A 16,789-nucleotide genomic window follows, 5' to 3' on the forward strand; every position below is an offset into this window, starting at 1 on the left:
GCACCGGCGCGCCGGGCCCCCTGGCCCGCGGCTGGGCTAGCGTGGGGGCAGTCGCGAGAACCGAGGAGGCATCGCCCACGTGGAAGTCAAGATCGGCGTCCAGCACTCCCCCCGGGAGCTGGTCATCGACAGCCCCAAGACCCCCGATGAGATCGAGAAGGACATCGCCGCGGCCATGTCCGGCTCGACCAAGGACGGCCTGCTGACCCTGGTCGACGAGCGGGGTCGTCGCGTCGTCGTCCCCGTCGACCGGATCGCCTACGTCGAGATCGCACAGCCCGACCAGCGCCGGGTGGGCTTCATCGCCGGCGCCTGAGGTCCTGAGACGGCCCCGGTGCAGGGGCCCGCGCCGAGCTTGCGAGGCGTGGGGGGCACCGGGGTCCTTTCACAGGTCGACGACGGTCCGCCAGTGCTCCCGAGGGCCGGCGGTCTCGGCCACCAGCTCGGCGTAGAGGGCGGCCACGCGGTCGGGGTGGATCTGCCGGTCCTCCCCCACCAGGCCGCGCACCGTCACCGTGGCCACGTGGATGCCCTCCGGTGCCAGAGCCCTGGCCTGGACCTCGGTGAGCGCGCGCAGCGCCGCCTTCTGCACGCCGAGGCTCGCCATGGAGGTGATCGGCCGGTCGGCCGAGCCACTGCCGGTGACCAGGACCGTCCCCGAGCCGCGCTCCCTCATGCCGGGCAGCACCGCGCGGACCGCCGTCTGCAGACCGACCACCCCTGCCGCGAGGTCGGCCAGCAGGTCGCCGGGGGCCAGCTCCGGGACGGCCGACTGCCGGCCGACGGAGACGTTGTAGAGCAGGACGTCGACCGGGCCGAGCGCCGCGGTGAGCGTGTCGACGGCGGCGGTCAGCGACACCGGGTCCCCCGCCTCGGCCGCCGCCCACTCGGTGCGCACCCCGTCGGCGCGGAGCGCGGTGCCGAGCTCGGCGAGCGCGGCCTCGCGCCGGGCCACCAGCCCCACGGCGTGACCCGCGGCGGCGAAGCGGCGGGCCGTGGCGGCCGAGATGCCCGGTCCCGCGCCGACGACGAGGAAGTGCTGCCGAACGGCCCCGGCGCAGGGGCCCGCGTCGAGCGTGCGAGGCGTGGTGGGCATCGGGGTCCTTCAGGGGTTGAGACCGAGCGCCTTCATGCGCTTGGTGTGTGCACTCGTGATGCGCTCGATGAGGAGCGCCACGCCCCGGATGTCGCCGGTGCCCGCGATGATCAGCTCGGCCAGGCGGTCGTGCTCGGCGATGACCGCCTGCGACTGGCTCATCGCCTCGCCGACGAGCCGGCGGCCCCAGAGGGACAGCCGGCCGGGGACCTTGCGATCGGCCTTGACGGCCGCGCGGACCTCGCGGACGGCGAAGTCCGCGTGGCCGGTGTCGGCGAGCACGTCGAGCACCAGCGCCCGGTCGGGGTCGGGGAGGAACGCGGCGATCTCCCGGTAGAAGTCGGTGGCCAGTCCGTCGCCGACGTAGGCCTTCACCAGACCCTCGAGCCAGGTGCTCGGCCGGGTGCTCTCGTGGAAGGCGTCGAGGGCCGGGACGAACGGCGTCATGGCCACGGCCGGGTCGACACCCAGCTCCGCCAGCCGGTCGGTGAGCTGCACGTGGTGGGTGATCTCCGCCGCGGCCATCCTGGCGAGCGCGGCCCGGCCGGTCAGGGTCGGGGCGAGCCGCGCATCCTCGGCCAGCCGGTCGAACGCGGTGAGCTCCGCGTAGGCGAGGGCGCCCAGCAGATCCACGACGGCACTGCTGTCGACCGGGGTCGTCACACACATCTCCTGGAGCCGCGGGGTCGCCGATGCCGGGCGCAGCAGGTGGCGCAGGTCACCCCCGGAGCGCGGCGCGCAGAGGCTAACCGGTCGCCGCGCTACCATGGGAATCGGTGTACCCCCGGGTGCGCTGTGAATCTGTGCGCTGACAACCGCTGGATGACGCCCGCAACGGGCTGTCTCCCGGGCCTGACGCCCGGTCTGCTGGCCGCGTCGGCGCTGGAACCTCGATCCCGCGACAACCGACCGGGACAGGTCCGACGCGGCGGAATTCCGCGGCCGGAGCCGGTCCCCCCAGCAGACCAGAGGCGAGAGCACTGACCTCCACCGAGAACACCCCCACGTCCCCCAGCACCGACCCCAGCACCGACCCCAGCACCGACGAGGCCACCCAGGCCCCCACCGAAGCGGTCGCCCTCGAGCACGCCGAGACCGGCGCCCCCGCTCCCGAGGAGCTCGTGTCGCAGGTCGAGGAGCTCGGCGGCGCGCCCGTCGCGCCCGACAGCCCGCTGTTCAGCGACTTCGACGTGCACCCCGACGTCATCGCCGCCCTGGCCGAGGTCGGGATCACCCGCACCTTCGCCATCCAGGAGCTGACCCTCCCGCTCGCGCTGGCCGGCCACGACCTCATCGGTCAGGCCCGCACCGGCACCGGCAAGACCCTCGGCTTCGGCGTGCCGATGCTGCAGCGCGTCGTCCCCCCGGCCGAGGGCGGCGACGGTGTCCCGCAGGCGCTGGTCGTCGTCCCCACCCGTGAGCTGTGCGTGCAGGTCTCCCGCGACCTGTCCGCCGCCGGCGCCAAGCGCGGCATCCGCGTGCAGGCCATCTACGGCGGCCGGGCGTTCGAGCCGCAGGTCGAGTCGCTGCAGAAGGGTGTCGAGATCGTCGTCGGCACGCCCGGGCGGCTGCTGGACCTGGCTCAGCGGGGCAGCCTGATCCTGGGCAAGGTGAAGGTGCTCGTCCTCGACGAGGCCGACGAGATGCTCGACCTGGGCTTCCTGCCCGACATCGAGCGCATCCTGGCGATGGTCCCGGACAAGCGGCAGACGATGCTGTTCTCCGCGACGATGCCCGGCCCGATCGTGACGCTGTCGCGGTCGTTCATGACCCAGCCGACGCACATCCGGGCGCACGGCAACGACGAGGGCTCGACCGTCCCGCAGACGACGCAGTTCATCTACCGGGCGCACAACCTGGACAAGCCCGAGCTGCTCTCCCGCGTGCTGCAGTCGCGTGACCGCGGCCTGGTGATGGTCTTCTGCCGCACCAAGCGCACCGCGCAGAAGGTCGCCGACGAGCTCGTCGACCGCGGGTTCGCCGCCGCCGCCGTGCACGGCGACCTCGGCCAGGGCGCCCGCGAGCAGGCACTGCGGGCCTTCCGCAGCGGCAAGGTCGACGTGCTGGTCGCCACCGACGTCGCCGCCCGTGGCATCGACGTCACGGGCGTCAGCCACGTCGTCAACTACCAGTGTCCCGAGGACGAGAAGACCTACGTGCACCGCATCGGCCGCACCGGCCGCGCCGGCAGCACCGGCGTGGCAGTCACGCTCGTCGACTGGGACGACATCCCCCGGTGGCAGCTGATCAACAAGGCGCTGGACCTCGGGTTCACCGACCCGCCGGAGACGTACTCGACGTCGCCGTGGGTCTACACCGACCTCGACGTGCCGACGACCGCGACCGGCCGGCTGCCCCGCTCGCAGCGCACCCGCGAGGGCCTGGACGCCGAGACCCTCGAGGACCTCGGCGAGACCGGCAAGCGCAACCGGCCGGCCCCGTCCGGTGGCCGCGGGGACTCGGGCGGGCGGGGCGACCAGCGTGGCCCCTCCGGCGGACGCCAGGGCGAGCCGTCGACCCGGTCCGGTGACGGCGAGGAAGGCGGCAAGAGCCGTCCGCGTCGCCGTACCCGCGGTACCGGTACGCCGACCGCCGAGGGCGCCGAGGCAGCTCCGGCCGCGGCGTCGGACAGCGCCCCGTCCGAGGGCTCCTCGGGCAAGCCCCGCCGCCGCCGCCGTCGCGGCGGCGCCAACCGTGGTGGTGGCGGCTCCGAGTCCGCCGCCTGATGAAGGACCCCTCTGCCCCCCACCGCTCGCACGCTCGCGGCGGGGCCCTGCAGAGGGGCCGTTCCATTCCGTCCCGTCCGCCGTTGCGGGTCTGGGTCTGGGCGGCGGCCACCGTCGCACTGCTGCTCGTCGCGACCCTGCTGTGGCGGGGCTCCGACGCTGCCGCCACGACGAGCACGACCGCAGCGCCGGCCGACGTCCCCTCGGGGACGCCGGCCGGTGCCGTCTCCGAGGCCTGGGCCGCCGAAGGGACCCTCCTGCCGGGGACCGTCGTCGGTCAGGGCCGGGTGCTCGTGGGGTCGACCCACGGCGTGCAGGCGCGGGACCCGCTCACCGGCGACGAGGTCTGGCGCTACACGCGCTCCAACGCGCGGATGTGCGGGCTCACCGCCACCGACGGCGTCGCGGTCGCCGTGTTCGCCACCGAGGACCGGTGCGACGAGGCGGTCGCCCTCGACGCCGGGACCGGTGTCCGGGTCTGGACCCGCAGCCTCAACCTCGCCGGGGACGCCGTCCTCGACTCCACGTCGGCGATCGTGCTGGCCAGCAATCCCACCGGGGTCATGACACTCGACCCGACCGGCAACAACGTGCGCTGGCGGTACCCCGCTCCCGAGACCTGCCGCCTGCTGGGGGCCGACGCGGGAACCACCGGCGTCGTCGTCCTCGAGCGCTGCGGCGACGCGACCGACGTGACGGTCCGCCTGCTGGACGGCTTCGCGGGTTCGGAGAACTGGAGCCGCTCCCTGCCCGTGGGCGAGGGGGAACCGGTGCAGCTGCTGGGAGCCGACGTCGTGGTGACGGTCCGCGTCGGCGACGAGGTGCAGACCCTGACCGGCCCCGACGGCACCGAGCTGTCGCGGATGCCGCTCCCGGAGGGGACGACGGACGTGCAGCAGGTGACGGCCGGGACGGTGTCGCTGGTGCGCACGGACGCCGTCGTGACCGCGCTGGACACCTCGTCTGGAGCTCCGCTCTGGGACGCACCGGCGGTGGGGCTGCCGGTGACCGCCGCCGGCCCCAAGGACGCCGCCCGCCCGGCCCCCATCCTCCTCCCCGACGAGGACGGGTTCTCCTCCCGCGATCCGCTCACCGGCACCGAACTCGGGCGCTACGCCGTCGAGGGGCCGCCCTCCGGCGGCGCGGCCTCGGCGGTCGGACCGGTCGTGGTGCTGCGCCTGGACGACCGGGTGCTCGCCTACTCCTGACCCGCGGCTGCACGCGTCGCCGCGGCGGGGTTCACTGGGGACCATGGTCCTGCCCGGCGGCCCCGATTACACGGTGCCCCTCGCCATCGCCCCCGACGACCTGCGGCAGCTCGCCGACCACGACGCCGAGCACCGGACGTTCCCCGGCCGCGCCGGGCCGCTGGCCGCGCTCGACACCGGCGGCGAAGCGGTCCGCGGGACCGCCCTGCTCGTCGCCGGGTACACCGGCAGCAAGGAGGACTTCGCGCCCCTGCTGGCCCCGCTGTCCGACGCCGGATACCGCGTCGTGGCGATCGACCAGCGCGGGCAGTACGAGTCACCGGGCCCCGACGACCCCGCCGCCTACTCCGTGCAGGAGCTCGGGCTGGACGTCGTGGCGGTCGCCCGGGTCCTGCGCGCGGAATCCGGCGAGCCGCTGCACCTGGTGGGCCACAGCTTCGGCGGCCTGGTCACCCGTGCCGCCGTCCTGAGCGAGCCGGACCTCTTCACCTCGTTCACGCTGCTCGGGTCCGGCCCCTCGGAGCTGACGGGCCGCCGCGCGGAGCTGCTCGACCACCTCGGCCCGCTGCTGGACGCTGGCGGCGTGCCCCTGGTGCACGAGACGCTCGAGCAGGTGGCGATGACCGATCCCAAGGCGCAGGCCGTGCCGGCGCCGACGCGCGAGTTCTACTCCCGCCGCTTCCTGCGCAACTCCGCGGCGGGGCTGCGCGGGATGGCCGACGCGATGCTCTCCGAGCCGGACCGGGTGGCCGAGCTGGCCGCGGTCGGGCTGCCGCTGCTGGTGGCGCACGGCGAGGCCGACGACGCGTGGCTGCCCTCCGTGCAGGCAGACATGGCGCAGCGGCTCGGTGCCCGCCACGAGGTCATCAACAACTCGATCCACTCCCCCGCCGTCGAGAACCCCCCGCGCACGCTGGAGGTGCTGCTCGACTTCTGGGCCGGCGCCTCGGCATCGTCGTGACCGCGCTCCCGTCGGGCTGGACGGCCGAGGAGGACCGGCTGGGCTTCTTCGGGCCCGACAGCATCAGCTGGCGGATCCATTCCGACCCCTCGTTCTCGGTGGGCGGCCTCCGGGCGCTGCTGCTCCAGGCGCTGCACCCGGTGGCGATGGACGGCGTCGCCCGCTTCTCCGGCGGCTTCCGCGAGGAGCCCTGGCCGCGGCTGATCCGTACCGCCACCTACGTGGACACGCTGACCTTCGGCACCCGCGCCGAGGCGGTCCAGGCGGTCGAGCGCGTGCGCGGCATCCACCGCCGGCTGGGGTCGACCGAGGAGACGACCGGCCGCACCTACCGGGTGGACGACCCGGACCTGCTGCTGTGGGTGCACTGCTGCGAGGTGGACTCGCTGCTCAGCGTCGCCCGCCGCGCCGGGGTGCCGCTCAGCGACGAGGACGCCGACCGGTACGTCGCCGAGCAGGTGACCTCGGCCGAGCTGATCGGCGTCCCGCGTGCAGAGGTACCGGCGTCCGTGGCCGCGCTGGACGAGTACTTCACCACGATCCGCCTCGAGCTCGCCGTCACGCCGGCCGCCCGGGACGCCTACCGGCTCATCACCGTGCCGCCCATGCCGACGTGGGTGCGGTACCTGACGCCGGCCCAGGGCGCCTGGGGCGGGCTGGCGGCGCTGGCCGTCGCGCTCCTGCCGCAGTGGGCACGCCGGATGTACTCGTGGCCCGGGCTGGGGCTGACCGACGCCGCGGCGACGGGGGCGCTTCGGGCGTTCCGGCAGACGACGCTGCGGCTCCCCCAACGCGCCCGCCGGTCTCCGATCGTCTGGGCCGGCTGGGACCGCGTGGCGGAGGCTCCGGCCGCCTAACCGGCGGCGGCGTCGTCCTCCGGCAGGAAGCTCCAGGTCTCCCGGGCCGGGACGGCGGCCTGCCCGGTCGGGCAGCTGGGCCGGAAGTCGCACCAGCCGCACTGCGTGCCGGGAACGGCGGGGAACGCCGCGTCGGGGTCCTCCCCCGCCGCCATCCGCTCCGTGGCGTCGGTGATGTCGACGGCGATGTCCTCCGCGCGCCGGGCGTGGTTGGCCAGTGACCGTTCGGTGTGGTCGAAGGCGGCGACGGTGCCGCTGGGCACGTGGTGCAGCTCCACCCGGCTGCACGGGCGGCGCATGGTCCGGCGGACGGCCAGGACGTAGAGCGCCAGCGCCTGCGAGCCGCAGGCCTCGTCGTCGGTGCAGACGGAGCGGCCGGTCTTGTAGTCGACGACCACCAGCTCGTCCCCGCGCTCGTCGATCCGGTCCACCCGGCCCGACAGCGTCATGCGCTCGGTCATGGTGCTGACGGTCCGTTCCCGCGCCCGTGGCTCCTCGGTCGGATCGAGCCCCGCGACGTAGTCGGTGAGCCAGCCCGCCGCACGGGCCCGCCAGCGGTCGGACTGCTCGGTGTCCCGGAAGCCGGCCGGCGTCCAGTCCGCGTACAGCAGCTGACGGGCCGCGCCGGGTGTGCGCTTCTCGACGGGCAGGTCCCACCACGAGGACAGCACCTTGTGCAGCGCCGTCCCGACCGTGTGGTGCGCGAAACGGGGGCCGCGGGCCGGGGTCGGCCGGTCGACGTTGGCGTACCGATAGCGGCGCGGGCAGTCGGAGAAGTCGGCCAGCGACTTGGGTGAGGCGCGGAGCAGCCGCTTCGGCATACCGGGCAGGAGTGCCTCACCGGCGTCCGACACGTTCCGCATGCCGGCCACGGTAGAGGCCCCTGCCGACGGTCCGTTCTCAGTCCCGGAAGGGCGCGCTCCCCGTGCCGGCGGCGAGGATCGCCTGGAACTGGTCCGGCGCCGTCGTGCAGGCCGCGATGGGGGTCGTCTTGTTGGTGCCGTGGTAGTCGCTGGAGCCGGTCACGATCATCCCGAGGTCGTCGGCGAGGCTCCGCAGGTGCCGCCGCTCGTCCTCGGAGTGGTCCGGATGGTCGACCTCCAGGCCGAGCAGACCGGACTCCACCATGGCCGCGACGGCCTCGTCACCGACGACGCGGCCACGCTTGGTGGCCAGGCCGTGGGCGAAGACGGGAACGCCACCGGCCGCCCGGACGAGGGCGATGCCCTCGCGAACGTCGGTGTCGGCCTTGGTCACGTAGTAGGGGCTGCGGTGGTGCAGCAGGGTGGCGAAGGCGTGGTCGACGGAGTCGGCGGCCCCGGCCTCGACCAGGGCGCGGGCGATGTGCGGGCGACCGACCACGCCGCCCTCGGAACGCTCCACGATCCGGTCCCAGGTGATGCCGTAGCCCGCGTCCGCGAGCGCACGGACGATGCGCTCACCTCGCTCCAGCCGCTCGTCGCGGAGCCGCGCCCGCTCCGCCGCGAACCCCGGGTGGAGCGGGTCGAAGAGGTAGGCGAGGAGGTGGACGCTGATCGGCGGCTGGTCGTCGGGGAACCACCGGCAGGACAGCTCCATGCCGGGGACGACGGTCAGGCCCGCGGGTCGGGCGGCCTCGGCCACCGACCAGCCGGCGGTGGTGTCGTGGTCGGTCAGGGCGACGACGTCGAGACCAGCCGCGCGCGCGGTGGCGAGCAGCTCGGCAGGGGTCTCGGTGCCGTCGGAGACCGAGGAGTGGGTGTGCAGGTCGATCCGCATCGCCGCCCAGCCTCCCGCACTCCGGTGACGAACGCCCGCTGCGGGTCCCGCCGCGCCGGCCGGGGCTCGGGAGTCAGCCCTGGCGCGGCAGGCCCTGGATCGGTTCCGTGTCCTGGCGACCCGCGGCCGGTGTCGGTGTCGGTGGAGGCGGGGGCTCGGGGTTGCCCTCGTCGTCCCCGCTGGCGGCCGCGCCCCCGCCGGAGCCGCCGCCCCAGTCGCTGCTGAACAGCAGGGCGCTGACCCGGCGGTAGAGGACGTCGGCGCCCGGCAGGAAGGTGATCTCCGACAGCGCCTGCTGCTGGCCGGCCGACTCGAACCGGAAGGTTCCGTACCCGAGCAGTTGTCCGAGCAGGGTCTCCTTCCAGGTCAGGTCGGTGATCCGGCGCAGCGGCAACAGGGTCACCGTCCGCACGATGACGCCGGAGGTCAGCAGGACGCGGCGGGTGCTGACGATGAAGTGCCGCATCCACCACTCCCCGACCCGCAGCCCGTAGTAGACGAGCGCGCCCACGATCACCAGGAGCCCGGCGGAGCTGGTCACCCGGTTCTCCGGGTCGAAGAGCAGGAGCCAGACGCCCGCCACGAACACGGGCAGGAACTTGGCGGTCGGCTCGATGAGCACCGCCCAGTGCCGACGGGTGGCGACGACCGCCGTCTCGCCGGGCAGCAGGTACTTCTCGACGTCCTTGCTGGCCCGGGGCGGGAGCTCGAGGGGCGCGGGACCGGTCACGCGGCGGGGCGGGCTAGACGAGCGAGCCGACGAACTGGGCGAGGGAGGACGCCGCGTCGCCGAGCGCCTGCCCGGCGCTGCGCACCAGCTCGGCGGACTGCTCGGGGGCCTGGATGACGTAGAAGACGACGAATGCCACGACCAACCAGGTGACGACCTTCTTGAGGTTCACCGCCACCTCCACGGGTGAGCTCGTGCGGGCAGGCTCGGGTGCTTCGAGCCTGCGGGTACAGGGTCCACCCGGGTGCGGCGGACGGCTTCGTCCCATGGGTAACAGATGCCCCAGCCGTCGCACGGGCGACGCGCCGATCATGAAGCGGACCGGTCGGGTTCCGGGTCACCTGCCCGGGAGCAGGTGCTCGCTCGGCGGCCCCAGCGGAAGGTCGGGGTAGATGCGGTCGCGCAGGTCGAGGAGCTGGAGCTGCTCGGCCAGGAGCCAGGCGGCGCTCATGGGCCACATGACCAGCCACAGCCAGACGCCGTAGGCCTCCCCCACGAAGGCGGCGCGGTCGTCCGTCGTGGGCACGGCCCAGAGCGGGGCGTGCTGCCCGGCCGCCTTGACGTCGACCGAGGACGGGCCCTCGATCACCTCGCCCGGGTCGAGCCCGGGCAGTCCCGCGTACCCGCAGCCGACACCCGTCCCGGGTTCCTCGGCCACCAGCACGAGTTCGGCGGAGCCGCCGAGCGGCGCGGGGCCCGCGCAGTCGACGACGATGGCGCGGGCCCCGGGCTCCCCGCCCCACGCCATCCCGGTGACCGACCAGCCCACCGGCATCGGGTCGGGCACCCACGCGGGGACACGGGCGTCGGCAGTGACCGCCGAAATCGCGTCGTGAGCGACGAGGACCGTGTGGTGCAGGGGTGTGACCGCACCGTGCACGTGGCACCAGGCCTCCGCGGTGGAACCGGGTCGGACGACCAGGGCCTCGCCGCATCGGGGGCAGACCGGCGTGACGCTCATCGGGCATCACCGTCCTGGGACAGCCGGGAATCGTCAAGCCGGTGCGCGGAGGCACGGCGCGCCGGCACCCACTCGATGCGTACCGTGCCGGGCGTGCCCGCCGACGGAGTCCGCGACGGGGACCGATCGGTCGTGGCGTGCGTCGGCGCGGTGGTGCTGGACCCGGCCGGCCGGCTCCTGCTGATCCGCCGCGGCCACGATCCGCACGCGGGCCTGTGGTCCCTCCCCGGAGGGCGGGTCGAGCCCGGCGAGACCCTCGAGCAGGCGGTCCGCCGGGAGGTGCTCGAGGAGACCGGCCTGACGGTGCACGTCGGATACGTCCTCGGGCGGGTCCGCATCCCGGCCGGCGACGTCGTGTACGAGGTCGCGGACCTGAGCTGCACCCTCCATCCGCCGGACCAGCGGGCGGTCGCCGGAGATGACGCCACCGACGTCGTGCTCGCCGACGCGGCCACTCTGCACCGGCTGCCGTGCACGCCGGGCCTGGTGGAGATCCTCCGGGGCTGGGGCGTGCCGGTCTGACCCTCCTCCGTCCCGCGCCGCCCGGAGCTCATGCCGCCGCTCCGGTCAGCGGGGCGTGGGCTCCGGACGACCCGGCTGCTCGCCGCCGCGGGCCTCGCCGTAGGACTGCTTGGGCACCATGACCTTGCGGCGGAAGATGCAGACGACCGTGCCGTCCTGCTTGTAGCCGATCGTCTCGACGTACACCACGCCGCGGTCGTCCTTGGACTTGGACGGCGTCTTGTCGAGGACGGTCGTCTCGCCGTAGATCGTGTCGCCGTGGAACGTGGGGGCCACGTGGCGGAGCGACTCGACCTCCAGGTTGGCGATCGCCTTCCCCGAGACGTCCGGGACGCTCATGCCGAGCAGGAGCGAGTAGATGTAGTTGCCCACGACGACGTTCTTGCCGAAGTCGGTCGTCTTCTCCGCGTAGTTCACGTCCATGTGCAGCGGGTGGTGGTTCATCGTGAGCAGGCAGAACAGGTGGTCGTCGTACTCGGTGACGGTCTTCCCGGGCCAGTGCTTGTAGACGGCCCCGACCTCGAACTCCTCGTAGTACCGACCGAACTGCATCTGCTGGCTCCCGACCTCGGTGAATGAGCCGGGCGTCCGGCGTCGGGGGCTGCCTCCCGCTCGGCAGGCGACCGCCCACCACGACCGGTGACCCGTCTGGACGGGTCGTGATCTTACGGGCGGCCGCCTGCCACGGCTCCGCGTGCCGCCGACCGACGGCACCGCGGGCCGGACAGGCGGCGCGGGAGGACGCCCGGGCTCAGATCAGTGCCCCGATGCGGGCCGCCATGTCGGCCTCGTGCTGCTGGTACGAGGAGGCGACGTTGCCGAGCAGGGTCCCCATCCCGGTCAGCGCGTCGCTGACCCCCTGGGCGGACATCCGCCACTGCTCGTAGAGCTCGCTGAACTGGACGGCCGCCTGGCTGTCGGTCCACCCGTCCAGGACCGAGGTGTTGATGCTGCTGGACAGGCCGGCGTGCCTTCCGGCGGTCTCGGCGGCCTCGGCACGGCACTGCCCCGCCATGGTGTGCAGGGTCGCGATGTCGACCTTCACGGTTCCTCCTCGGGTCCGGGTCCCTCCCGGTCGGAGCGAACGCTAGGTCGTCGGGCGCCGCCCCCTCCGCTTCTGTCCACAGGGCCCCGGTTGTCCACAGAAGCGGCCGCTCCGCCCCGGAGGACCGGCTCTCTCGTCCAGGATCCGGGCGTGACCACCTCACTCCCCGGCAGCGCCGTCGGCACGGTCGCCACCCGGTGCTGGACCCTGTCGGGCGACACGGGGACCGTCGACGTCGAGGTCACCGCGGCGCCCCAGCACCGTCTCCTCGATGTCCTGCCGGTGCTGGGCCGCATGCTCGGGCGGCCCGTCCGGATGCTCTGCGCCGGAGGCGGATGGCTGACCGACGAGACCCCGCTCAGCGATCCGGCACTCGACCACGGCGCCGTCCTGGGCCTGGACCGACAGCTCCCACGTCCGGAGTTCGAAGGTGGGTCCACCGCGCTCGAGCTCCGGGTCATCGGTGGACCCGACGCCGGGCGCTCCGTACCGCTCGGTCAGGGCCGGCACGTCATCGGCCGCGGGGGCGATTGCGCCATCCGGCTGCCCGACCCGGACGTGTCCCGTCGGCACGCAACGGTCCGCGTGGGCGGCGGAGCGGTCACCGTCGCCGATCTCGCGTCCAGCAACGGCAGCCGGCTCGACGACGAGGAGCTCACCGCCGAGCCGCTCGAGTGGTCTGCAGGCGCGGTCCTCCGGTTGGGCGCCAGCGCCCTGACCCTGGCCGGCCAGTCCGTCCCGGCCCCTGTCCCGGGGGCGGGACCCGACGGACGACGGCAGTGGCGGCCGGCACCCCGTTTCCCCCCGGCGGTACCGGACGTGGAGATCCGGTTCCCGCAGCCACCGACCCCGGCTCCTCGGCGCCGCCTGGCCTGGGCGGCGGTCGCCCTGCCGGCCGTCGCCGGCGTGACCATGGCCTGGCTGCTGCACACCCCGACGTTCCTGTTCTTCGCGCTCCTGAGTCCGGTGGTGGCCCTCGGGACCTGGCTCTCGGACCGCTGGTCCGGTCGCCGCAGTGGTCGACGCGAGACCCTCGCCCACGCGCAGGAGGTCGAGGCCGCCGAGGCGCTGCTGGTGGACGCCGTGCGGGCCGACCTCCGGGCTGCCGAGGACGCTCATCCCGACCTGGCCGCACTAGCCGCGGCCGCGCGACGGAGGACGCCTCCGCTGTGGAGCCGCGCCCGGCAGGACGAGGACGCTCTCGCCGTGCGGATCGGCAGCGGCCCGGGCCCCACCCGGGTGATCCGCGTCGAGGCTGAGGGCACACGTGCTCCGGCGTCCGCGCCGCACGTTCCGGTCGTGGCCGACCTCCGCGCGACCGGTGGGCTCGCCGTCGTGGGTCCGCGCGAACGGACGGCAGGGGTGCTCAGGTCCGTGGTGGCACAGCTGTGCACCCTGCACGCCCCAGGAGAGCTCGACGTCGTCCTCGTGACGCCCCTCGACAGGCTGGCTTCATGGCGGTGGACCCGCTGGTTGCCACACCTGGACCGGGACGCGGTGCACCTGCGGCCCGATGCCCCCGCGAGCACCACGCAACCGGACGACGACGAGGTCGCCCATCGCCTCGCCGCCCTCGTAGCGCGGAGACGCGCCATGGTGGCCGGTCCGGCACCGGCACGGCCCGGCTGGCTGCTCGTGGTCGTCGACGGTCCATTGGATGCGCGGAGCGCCGCCACGCTGCGAGCGGGGCGGGACGCGGGGCTGGTGACGGTCACCGTCGCCGACGACGTGGGGGACGTGCAGGTCGAGGTCGACGCGCTCCTCCGGCTGACCGGTGAGACCGGCGACATCGGCGTCCTGACCCGGCGTGGTGCCCCGGACCGCGGTGCGCTGGCCGTCGATCGCCTCCCGGCCGCGCAGGCCGACCGGCTGGCGCGGGATCTCGCAGCGCTGACACCCGCGACCAGCGGGAACACGCTCCCCCGCCACGTCCGGTTGGTCGACATGACCGCCGGCGCCCAGGCGGACGATCTCGTGCAGTGGTCCCGCGACCGGGACCGGCTGGTCGCGACGGTGGGGCGTACGGCGGACGCCCCGGTGCAGGTGGACCTGTGCCGTCAGGGACCGCACGCGCTCGTCGCCGGGACCACCGGTTCGGGCAAGTCGGAGCTGCTCCAGACGCTCATCGCGGGGCTCGCACTGAACCACCCGCCCGACCGCTGCTCGTTCCTGCTCGTCGACTACAAGGGAGGCGCCGCCTTCGCCGAGGCCGCGTCACTGCCGCACACCGTCGGGCTCGTCACCGACCTGGACGGGCAGACCACCGCACGGGCGCTGCGGTCCCTCGGCGCCGAACTCACCCGCCGGGAAGCCGTGCTGGCCGCTCACGGGGTCGCCGACATCGCGTCCCTACCGGCAGCGGCCGACCTGGCCCGTCTCGTCATCGTCGTGGACGAGTTCGCCGGACTCTCGGAGGAGCTGCCGGAGTTCGTCCCGGGCCTGGTGGCGATCGCCCAGCGCGGACGCTCGCTCGGGGTCCACCTGGTGCTCGCCACGCAGCGGCCGAGCGGGGTGGTCTCCCCCGAGATCCGCGCCAACTGCAGCCTCCGGATCTGCCTGCGCACCACCGACGAGGCGGAGTCCCGCGACGTGCTGGGGACGCCAGACGCCGCCCACCTCCCACTCGAGATACCGGGCAGGGCGTGGCTCCGGTCAGGGAGTGCTCCACCGACGGCGCTGCAGGTGGCCCGGGTGGCCGGTCGCCCGGCGGCGCGGAGCGCCGACCGGCCCACGGCGCGGCGCTGGGTCTGGCCCGCGGCATCACCGAGCGAGGAGGACCGACGCCCCGAGGCCGGCGACAGTGATCTGGCCAGGATGTGCCGGGTGCTCGCGGACCACTGCCGGACCGCTGGGGTGCCGACTCCCCACCGCCCATGGCGTCCGCCACTCGCCGACCGCATCACACCGCAGGAGCTCGAGACGGGGCGTGCCGGGTCGCGGCCCGACCTGTTGCCGGTGGCACTCGTCGACCGCCCGGAGCAGCAGTCCCAGGACGTCCTCGAGCTCGATCTCGCCGAGGGCGGCACGTGGCTGGTGGTCGGTGGCCCGCGGAGCGGACGGACCACCCTGCTCCGGACGGTGCTCGGCGAGGCGGCCGGGCGGCTGGGGCCCGACGAGCTCCATGTCCACGTCCTGGAAGCCGGCGCGGGGCCGCTGTCGGCGGCGGCGGACTTGCCGCACACCGGCACGGTCGTGAACGGCGAGGATGCCCTGCGGACCGTCCGACTGGTCGACCGTCTCGCCCAGGAGGTGGCGGCCCGACGGGCGGGGACCGACGCAGACCGCCGCCCACGGATCCTGTTGCTGGTCGACGGTGTCGAGGCCGTCAGCACTCTCCTCGACGAGAGCGACCCGGGCCGGGGCTCCGCGAGCCTGCTGCGGTTGATGCGGGACGGGGGCGCGGCCGGTCTCACCTGCGTCGCCACCGCCGATCGGGCCGTCCCGGGCGGGCGGCTGGCGGCTGTGGCGCAGCAGCGCCTGGTGCTGCCCCTGACCGAGCGGGCCGACTACGCCGTGGCCGGCATCCCCACCGCCAGGGTTCCGGGGCACCGCCCGCCGGGCCGCGCCCTGGTGGGTGAGGACGGCCGGGAATGCCAGATCGCACTGCCCCGGCCGATCGTGCCGGCCCACCCGAGGGGGCGGCCGTTCCCCGAGCCGTTGCGCGTCGTCGAACTGCCCTCCGATCCCCGGCTGCCCCTTCCGGCGCCCCCGAGTCCCGGGAGCCCGCCGGTCCGCGAGGGTCTCGTCCTACCCGTCGGGCCTGGTGGCGACGAGGGCCGTCCGCTGACCGTGGATCTGCACCGCACCGGGGGCCTGCTGGTCACCGGTCCGCCGGGGAGCGGCCGCACGTCCGCGCTCACGGCCTTCGCCCAGCACCTCCAGGCCCTCGGCGCTGCCGTCCTCCTCCTCGGACCGTGGGCACGGAGCCCCGAGGTCGGCCAGTCGGTCCCGGGCGCCGTACTGCTCGACGGAGCAGATACTGCGGGAGTCGACCGGTGGCTCAGCGATCTCGCCGGGCGCCGGGGGGTCGTCGTGGCCGACGACGTCGGGGCACCCGCCCAGGCGCCCGCTCTTCTCCTCCCGGCCCTCGGTAGCGCCGGGCTGCCGCTCATCGCGGCAGCGCACGCCGGACAGCTGTCCTCTCACTACCAGGGCCCGGTGGCGGTGTTGCGTCGCGGCCGGTCCGGCCTCCTGCTGTGCCCGGGACCCGGCGACGCGGAAGTCCTGGGCGTCCGGCTCCCCCGCACGCCGGTGCCGCAGCGCCCGGGCAGCGGCTGGCTGGTCAGCGGCACCGCGCTGCAACGGGTGCAGGTCGCCCGGCGCCGCCCGTCTCCACCGGCGGAGGACGACCGCCAGGCGGAGGGTCACAGCAGCTCGAGCGCCGAGCCCATCTCCTGCCGCGCGTACCAGGCCAGCTCGTGACCCTCGGCCTGGTCCACGACGAACTGCGCGTCCTCGCTGCCCATGTCGGCCTCCAGCACCACGTTCACGGCGGCCCGGACGTCGTCCTCCGCGTCGGCACCGTCGATGTGCGCACTGGCCACCGCGGACACGTCGACCGCCGTCTCGATCCTGACCGCTCCACGATCGGTGTCCGGGTCGTCGATCGGCTGCACGGCGGCGTCCGGGACGTCCGCGGCCACCACCACGCGGCGCCGCGCCGCGGTCGGATCGATGTCGACGAGTCGCAGGCTGGCACGGGCCGCGGCGAGGAGCGCCGCGTACTCGAGCTCCTCCTCGTCCGCCTCGGCATCGCTGACCTCGTAGAACTGCCGCAGCTGAGGCGTCACCGCGAAGGCCGTGTGCGGCCCGGGCAGGGTGCCCTCGTCCACCAGCGTCCGCAGGACCGTGGTGGTGGCAGGCAGGTACACGCGCACCCGGGTCGCTCCCTTCGTCGGAAAGAGCGACCGTATCCCGCGGCGTCG

At 74.5% G+C, this 16,789-nt stretch carries 17 protein-coding genes; 7 read left to right on the plus strand and 10 right to left on the minus strand.

Features of this window, described 5'->3' with window-relative positions:
* The first annotated feature begins 79 nt into the window (after nt 1–79).
* Nucleotides 80–316, plus strand: a complete 237-nt coding sequence (locus CRP30_RS01585) for a DUF3107 domain-containing protein (RefSeq protein WP_097182215.1) — start codon at nt 80–82, stop codon at nt 314–316.
* Nucleotides 317–385: 69 nt separating this feature from the next.
* On the opposite strand, the gene CRP30_RS01590 is transcribed toward CRP30_RS01585, so the two are convergent.
* Together CRP30_RS01590 and CRP30_RS01595 are read right to left on the minus strand one after the other, a co-directional pair.
* Entirely contained in the window at nt 386–1,096 is a 711-nt protein-coding gene (locus CRP30_RS01590) for an SDR family NAD(P)-dependent oxidoreductase (RefSeq protein ID WP_097182216.1), read from the minus strand.
* Between the two features lie 9 nt (nt 1,097–1,105).
* Nucleotides 1,106–1,759: a ferritin-like fold-containing protein gene (locus tag CRP30_RS01595; RefSeq protein ID WP_235003109.1), complete on the minus strand. Its 654-nt coding sequence runs from the start codon at nt 1,757–1,759 to the stop codon at nt 1,106–1,108.
* A 458-nt stretch (nt 1,760–2,217) separates the two neighbouring features.
* Between CRP30_RS01595 and CRP30_RS01600 the strand changes: the two genes are divergently transcribed.
* From CRP30_RS01600 to CRP30_RS01615, 4 genes are all read left to right on the plus strand, one after another.
* Complete coding sequence (locus CRP30_RS01600; RefSeq protein ID WP_200814494.1) at nt 2,218–3,822, plus strand: DEAD/DEAH box helicase; 1,605 nt, start codon at nt 2,218–2,220, stop codon at nt 3,820–3,822.
* Nucleotides 3,823–3,905: 83 nt separating this feature from the next.
* Nucleotides 3,906–5,030: an outer membrane protein assembly factor BamB family protein gene (locus CRP30_RS01605; RefSeq protein WP_235003110.1), complete on the plus strand. Its 1,125-nt coding sequence runs from the start codon at nt 3,906–3,908 to the stop codon at nt 5,028–5,030.
* Between the two features lie 43 nt (nt 5,031–5,073).
* Nucleotides 5,074–5,991, plus strand: a complete 918-nt coding sequence (locus tag CRP30_RS01610; protein ID WP_097182219.1) for an alpha/beta fold hydrolase — start codon at nt 5,074–5,076, stop codon at nt 5,989–5,991.
* Nucleotides 5,988–6,848, plus strand: coding sequence for an oxygenase MpaB family protein (locus CRP30_RS01615; protein WP_097182220.1), 861 nt, complete (start codon nt 5,988–5,990; stop codon nt 6,846–6,848). The genes CRP30_RS01610 and CRP30_RS01615 overlap by 4 nt, the downstream gene beginning before the upstream one ends.
* On the opposite strand, the gene CRP30_RS01620 is transcribed toward CRP30_RS01615, so the two are convergent.
* The 5 genes from CRP30_RS01620 to CRP30_RS01635 form a co-directional block, all read right to left on the minus strand.
* Nucleotides 6,845–7,711 carry a RecB family exonuclease gene (locus tag CRP30_RS01620; protein ID WP_235003111.1) on the minus strand — a complete coding sequence of 289 codons (867 nt, stop codon included), beginning with the start codon at nt 7,709–7,711 and terminating at the stop codon, nt 6,845–6,847. The two genes, CRP30_RS01615 and CRP30_RS01620, sit on opposite strands and share 4 nt — an antisense overlap.
* Before the next feature lie 37 nt (nt 7,712–7,748).
* Nucleotides 7,749–8,606 (minus strand): PHP domain-containing protein, encoded by an 858-nt coding sequence (locus tag CRP30_RS01625; RefSeq protein WP_097182221.1) that lies wholly within the window; start codon nt 8,604–8,606, stop codon nt 7,749–7,751.
* Nucleotides 8,607–8,679: 73 nt separating this feature from the next.
* Nucleotides 8,680–9,336: a PH domain-containing protein gene (locus CRP30_RS01630; RefSeq protein WP_097182222.1), complete on the minus strand. Its 657-nt coding sequence runs from the start codon at nt 9,334–9,336 to the stop codon at nt 8,680–8,682.
* 13 nt (nt 9,337–9,349) lie between these two features.
* The gene (locus CRP30_RS22635) at nt 9,350–9,508 is read right to left on the minus strand and encodes a hypothetical protein (protein WP_200814495.1); all 159 of its coding nucleotides are present in this window, start codon (nt 9,506–9,508) and stop codon (nt 9,350–9,352) included.
* Between the two features lie 165 nt (nt 9,509–9,673).
* Complete coding sequence (locus CRP30_RS01635) at nt 9,674–10,297, minus strand: DUF6758 family protein (protein WP_097182223.1); 624 nt, start codon at nt 10,295–10,297, stop codon at nt 9,674–9,676.
* A gap of 93 nt (nt 10,298–10,390) precedes the next feature.
* On the opposite strand from CRP30_RS01635, the gene CRP30_RS01640 reads away from it, so the two are divergent.
* Nucleotides 10,391–10,819 (plus strand): NUDIX hydrolase, encoded by a 429-nt coding sequence (locus tag CRP30_RS01640; RefSeq protein ID WP_235003112.1) that lies wholly within the window; start codon nt 10,391–10,393, stop codon nt 10,817–10,819.
* A gap of 45 nt (nt 10,820–10,864) precedes the next feature.
* On the opposite strand, the gene CRP30_RS01645 is transcribed toward CRP30_RS01640, so the two are convergent.
* Nucleotides 10,865–11,371, minus strand: a complete 507-nt coding sequence (locus tag CRP30_RS01645; protein WP_097182225.1) for a MaoC family dehydratase — start codon at nt 11,369–11,371, stop codon at nt 10,865–10,867.
* 199 nt (nt 11,372–11,570) lie between these two features.
* A complete protein-coding gene (locus tag CRP30_RS01650) occupies nt 11,571–11,864 on the minus strand; it encodes a WXG100 family type VII secretion target (protein ID WP_097182226.1) in 294 nt (97 codons plus the stop codon).
* Nucleotides 11,865–12,014: 150 nt separating this feature from the next.
* On the opposite strand from CRP30_RS01650, the gene CRP30_RS01655 reads away from it, so the two are divergent.
* Nucleotides 12,015–16,286 carry a type VII secretion EssC family protein gene (locus tag CRP30_RS01655; protein WP_097182227.1) on the plus strand — a complete coding sequence of 1,424 codons (4,272 nt, stop codon included), beginning with the start codon at nt 12,015–12,017 and terminating at the stop codon, nt 16,284–16,286.
* Here CRP30_RS01655 and CRP30_RS01660 read toward each other — a convergent pair.
* Entirely contained in the window at nt 16,229–16,741 is a 513-nt protein-coding gene (locus CRP30_RS01660) for a DUF6912 family protein (RefSeq protein WP_097182228.1), read from the minus strand. The two genes, CRP30_RS01655 and CRP30_RS01660, sit on opposite strands and share 58 nt — an antisense overlap.
* Nucleotides 16,742–16,789 lie beyond the last annotated feature (48 nt).

The sequence above is a fragment of the Blastococcus haudaquaticus genome (genome assembly GCF_900230285.1).
GTDB classification, from domain to species: domain Bacteria; phylum Actinomycetota; class Actinomycetes; order Mycobacteriales; family Geodermatophilaceae; genus Blastococcus_B; species Blastococcus_B haudaquaticus.